Below are 5,097 nucleotides of genomic sequence, written 5' to 3' on the forward strand. Positions count from 1 at the left end.
AAAGGTTACTCCGTCATCGCGTGCGACCGTTCGACCGAAGCGCTAATGCGGGTACAAGAGCTCGTGCCGCAGGTTAAAACGGAGCGGCTTGATTTGCTTCAGCCGCTGCCTTTCCCGGACGGTTCGGCGCGGGTTGTGGTGGCGGATTTAAGTCTCCATTACTTCTCGTGGAGCGATACCGGGAGAATCGTCGCAGACATTTCCCGGGTGCTTCAGCCAGGCGGGCAGCTTTGGTGCCGGGTCAATTCGACGAGGGACTTCGAATACGGTGCCGGACAAGGAAGGCTGATCGAGCCGAATTATTACGAGTTGGACGGGAAGCGCAAGCGTTTTTTCGACCGTCCGCAGCTGGAACGGCTGTTTCAGGAATGGCAAGTCTCGTTCTTACAGGAGCAAACCATGGACCGCTATGACAAGCCGAAGGTTGTCTGGGTACTTGCCGCAACTAAGCCGGAGCTTCGTTAAACGGCCATACAACAGCGCGATGCGGAAGTTTAAACAGGTGGCAGGCAAAGCGGAAACGTAATTTTTGCCCCGGACTCTTGCGCTTCCCATTTTTTATGCTATAATACGGTTAATTGCATATTTACAAAAGCGGAAGCACCGCTGACCTAGGAATGAATTTCCTGTCAGTGTGTGCTTTTTTTGTGTTTCTAAGGGGGAACTGGAGAGTATGTGAACTATGAACCGTAGGGAAGAAGTATCGAGGTAAAAGGAGATACCATGTGAATAAGCTGGACGCGCAAATTATGAAGGAGGGGGCCGTCGATGGCTAAAATTATGCTGGTGCTGTTGGACGAGGATGCTTATTTTGGCGAGATGCTGTCCGCCTATGTTCGCTCGTCCGAATATGCGGAGCGGTTCAGTATACGCGTGTTTACGTCAATGGACGAAGGAGTCCGGTTTGTAGAACAAAATAAAGAACCGCTGATTATTATGGTTCACGAATCGCTTACGCCGCTGCCTGACGCCGTATTCGGGCTTAAGCCGGGGTGTACGGTTGTGATCAGCGATTCGGCAAGAGAGGGTGGACTGCTCGAATATCCGGTTATGTTCAAATACCAGCCGCTGGACAGACTGTTATCGGGCATTACCGCACATTACAACGAATTTTGCGCAGGTGAGCCGCTGCGGGGGAACCGGGGAGCGAAGACGGTCGCCGTTTATTCGGCCGTCGGCGGAACGGGCAAAACGGTAACGGCCATTCACTTGGCGTACCAGCTTGCCCAGCAGGGAGAACGCGTCTTCTGTTTGGGACTAGAACTGCTCCCGTCCCGGGTTTGGTATGTCCAGGAAGGAGCGGAGGAAACGGAATCGTTTTCCCAGCTTTTATACTATGCCAAGACGGCCCCAGCGCTTATTTCTTCCAAGTTGGAAGGGCTCAAAAGGAAACATCCCGACTGCAAGTTCGATTACATTCCTCCGTCGATGCACCTGAAAGAACTGGCGGAGATGGAGGCGTCCGATCTGAAGCACATTTTGCAAGGGATCGAAGCCACGAGGATGTACGACCGTATCGTAATCGATTTGGACTCGGCGCCGCATGCTGTGACAAGGGAGGCGATTCGAGGGGCCGACCTCGTTTTGTGGCTGCTGCTGGACGACTGCGTACATTTGAGCAAAAACGCCGAACTGCTCCGAAGCTGGACTGCCGGGGAACGAGCGACAGATTGGCTGCATAATGTGCGATTCGTAAATAACAAAAATGCCGGACAGACGGTCAATCGGTTTGAAACGTATGGATTTACACATCGCAGCGAACTGCCTTATGTCCCCGAATGGAAAGGCGTTGGGCGAGTGGAGGACATGATGTCCCCAGCCTTTGCCTTAGCCGCTGCCGGTTTGGTTCGAGCCGGTGGGGAGGGATCGCGCTACCGATGACGAACGTCACCATAAAGCGGCTGATCAAACAGCGTGTACAGGACAGCTTGGATTATGGAAACGCCTTGTCGGATGAGCAGCTCATGGAGCAGATTGAGCAAATCGTGTTTGCTTACTCCAGGGAATCGTTTTTGACCGCGGGACAAAAGCATACGTTGGTGCAAGAGGTATTTCATTCGTTCCGCGGTTTGGACGTGCTCCAACCGCTCGTCGACGATCGGACGATTTCTGAAATTATGATCAATTCCCATGATCAGATCTTCGTTGAAAAAGACGGCCGCGTGCTGGAGACGGATATCCGTTTCGAAAGCAGGGAGAAGCTGGAAGATACGATTCAGGCGATCGTCGGACGGGTCAACCGGATCGTTAACGAGTCGACTCCGATTGTCGACGCCCGGCTTGCGGACGGTTCCCGCGTCAATGTCGTCCTCCCGCCGATTGCGTTGAAAGGTCCGGCGATGACGATCCGGAAATTTCCGGAAAAGCCGATGACGCTGGACGATCTGATTGCACGTCATGCGCTCTCGCGCGAAGCGGCGGAGCAGCTTATTCGTTTCGTCAAGGCAAAATACAATTTGTTTATCGGAGGGGGAACAGGCTCGGGGAAAACGACATTTCTCAATGCGCTGGGACAATATATTCCGCCGGACGAACGCGTCATCACGATCGAAGATTCGGCTGAACTGCAAATTCGCGGCGTACCGAACCTCGTCAGCCTCGAAACCCGCAATGCCAATACGGAAGGAAAAGGCGGGATTACGATTCGCGACTTGATTCGTTCATCGCTGCGGATGCGGCCGAACCGCATCATTGTTGGGGAGGTCCGGGGTGCGGAAGCTTTGGATATGCTGCAGGCGATGAATACTGGTCATGACGGGTCGTTATCGACGGGGCATGCGAACTCGGTTCAGGATATGCTGAGTCGTTTGGAAACCATGGTATTAAGCGGGGCCAGCCTGCCGGTCGAAGTCGTGCGTAAACAAATCGCATCGGCGATCGACGTCATGCTCCACTTGACCCGTCTTCGCGACCGTTCCAGGCGGGTGACGGAAATTACCGAAGTTATCGGGGTCGACGAAGGGGAGGTGAAGCTCAATCCGCTTTACCGGTTCGTGGAGACGGGAGAGACGCCGGAAGGCGAAGTCATCGGCCAGCTTGAACCTACCGGAAATGAACTGGCAGGGACATGGAAACTGGAGATGGCAGGCTTGATCTAACAGGTAGATGGTATGAAAGGGGGAGGATATCAGAAATGATCAAATCGGCTTTCGGCCGTTTGCGCGCCTTTGCGGGGTTATCTTTCGGCACGAAGCCGGCGCCTGCGGCTTCCAAAGCAAAGCTTCCGGATTATAACGAATACCAACTGACATGGGGACAAAAGGTCTCTGCTGTCTTTTGCGGCGCAGCCGTTATGGCGGGGATTGCTATGGTATTTTACAAAAATCCGTTGATTGCCGGGCTGTTTGCCTTAACCGGGTTTTATTATCCCGTCATGCGGCGCAAGGCCATCATTACCAAAAGGAAGGCGCAGCTTAAACAGCAGTTCAAACAGATGCTCGCTTCGCTGGCCTCTTCTATGGGAGCCGGCCGCTCGATCGAATCATCCTTTACCGAGGCGCTCGACGACTTGCGGCTGCTGTATCCCGATGCCGGAGCGATGATTGTGCGCGAGCTTGAACTGATCACCTGGCGGCTGCAAAACGGTGAAACGGTGGAAGCATGCCTGCTTGACTTCAGTCGTCGGGCCCATATCGACGAGATCGGCCAGTTCGCGGACGTGTTCGTTATATGCAAGCGGACGGGCGGCAGTCTGGTTCAGGTCGTTCGGCGAACGGCCGTCATTATTCAGGAAAAATTGGATATCGAACAGGACATCCAGGTGGCATTGGCCCAAAAGAAATTCGAATCCAAAGTGCTCACGGTGGCACCCGTCATTCTCATTGCAGCACTCGCTTGGATGACGCCGGATTATATGGAACCGTTGTATCAAGGCGGCGGCCTGCTCATCATGACCGGCGCTCTCGGGGTATTGTTCGGCTGCTTTGCCTTGGCGCAAAAAATTATGAACATAAAGGTGTGAAGCGATTTGTGGATGCTCGCGCTATTGCTGTTGGAGCTGTTCGCCGTTGCGGGTGCGGCTTGGGCAGGATTTCCAAAGTATGCTTCATGGGTTCGTGACGATCGAGGTCTTTCGCGTTCGGATGCATTCTATTGGCTAGCTCCTGCAAGCTTATGGTTTATGGACCGGATGAAGCTTGCCGACCGATTATCCGAGCCGCTCGGCAAGGTGCATCGCGTCATGATAGGACTATACGGAGCGAAACCGGCGATCTCGGAAACGAAATGGTTTGCAGCCAAGACGCTTATTATTGCTTACGGCCTGATTATTTTGAGCACTATGGCTGGTTTGGCTGCCGGAGAAGCCGAGATGCTGATTTATGGCCTGCCGTTGACGATTTTTGTTCCGTTTTTGATGTACAAACAAGCAGCCGGGGAGCTTAAACGGAAGAAACAGTCCATCTTAATTGAGCTTCCGGAAGTATTGAACCAGTTGATGCTGCTGGTTGGCGCAGGCGAAACGGTACCGCAGGCCCTGGTACGGATTACGAATGGAAAAGAGGCTGTCGGCAGTCCGTTAATGGCCGAATTGAAAGAAACCGTTCACGCCCTTAAGGTGAACGTGTCCTTTTCCAAAGCGATGGAGGACTTCAGCAAGCGGTGCGCAATGCAGGAGGTTTCGCTGTTTACGACAACGCTGCTGTTGAATTATAAGCGGGGCGGCGACGAACTGGTAATGGCCTTGAGGGAACTGTCCGTCAACCTGTGGGAGAAGCGCAAGGCGCTTGCCAAAACGCTCGGTGAAGAGGCGGCGTCTAAGCTAGTGTTTCCGATGGTCATGATATTTTTCGTCGTCATGGTTATGGTAGCGGCCCCTGCTTTAATGATGATGAACTAATCGTGCAACAGATATAGTCTTGCGACAATAGAGGAGGAAAAAAGGAATGGAAGCTTTGAAGACGGCATGGCATCGGTTTTGGAAAGAAGAAGACGGGCTTGGTACGCTTGAGATTTTGTTAATCATTGCGGTTCTTCTCATTATTGCGATTGCTTTCCGAAAGTGGATCACGAAGTGGATGGAAAGCTTATTTAACGATGCCAGTAAAGAAATAAAGGACTCAAAAAATGTAAATATCGACGATAGCAAGTTAGGCACAC

The 5,097-nt window shown here is 52.7% G+C and carries 6 protein-coding genes; all 6 read left to right on the forward strand.

Going from position 1 to position 5,097, the window contains the following annotated elements; translation table 11 throughout:
- Window positions 1-465: class I SAM-dependent methyltransferase (locus tag QJ48_RS24905; RefSeq protein ID WP_054976121.1), on the forward strand; the 465-nt coding region annotated here is incomplete at its 5' end.
- Window positions 466-768: 303 nt separating this feature from the next.
- A complete protein-coding gene (locus QJ48_RS24910; protein ID WP_054976122.1) occupies window positions 769-1,881 on the forward strand; it encodes an AAA family ATPase in 1,113 nt (370 codons plus the stop codon).
- A complete protein-coding gene (locus QJ48_RS24915) occupies window positions 1,878-3,098 on the forward strand; it encodes a CpaF family protein (protein WP_054976123.1) in 1,221 nt (406 codons plus the stop codon). The genes QJ48_RS24910 and QJ48_RS24915 overlap by 4 nt, the downstream gene beginning before the upstream one ends.
- A gap of 35 nt (window positions 3,099-3,133) precedes the next feature.
- Entirely contained in the window at window positions 3,134-3,961 is an 828-nt protein-coding gene (locus QJ48_RS24920) for a type II secretion system F family protein (protein WP_054976124.1), read from the forward strand.
- A gap of 12 nt (window positions 3,962-3,973) precedes the next feature.
- On the forward strand, window positions 3,974-4,837 hold the full coding sequence (locus QJ48_RS24925) for a type II secretion system F family protein (RefSeq protein ID WP_054976126.1): 864 nt from the start codon (window positions 3,974-3,976) through the stop codon (window positions 4,835-4,837).
- Window positions 4,838-4,883: 46 nt separating this feature from the next.
- Window positions 4,884-5,097, forward strand: a 214-nt coding sequence (locus QJ48_RS24930; protein WP_054976125.1) for a Flp1 family type IVb pilin, incomplete at its 3' end; no start/stop codon positions are given.

Origin of the sequence: Paenibacillus sp. A3 (assembly GCF_001399685.1) — a bacterium.
Classification (GTDB): Bacteria; Bacillota; Bacilli; order Paenibacillales; family NBRC-103111; genus Paenibacillus_G.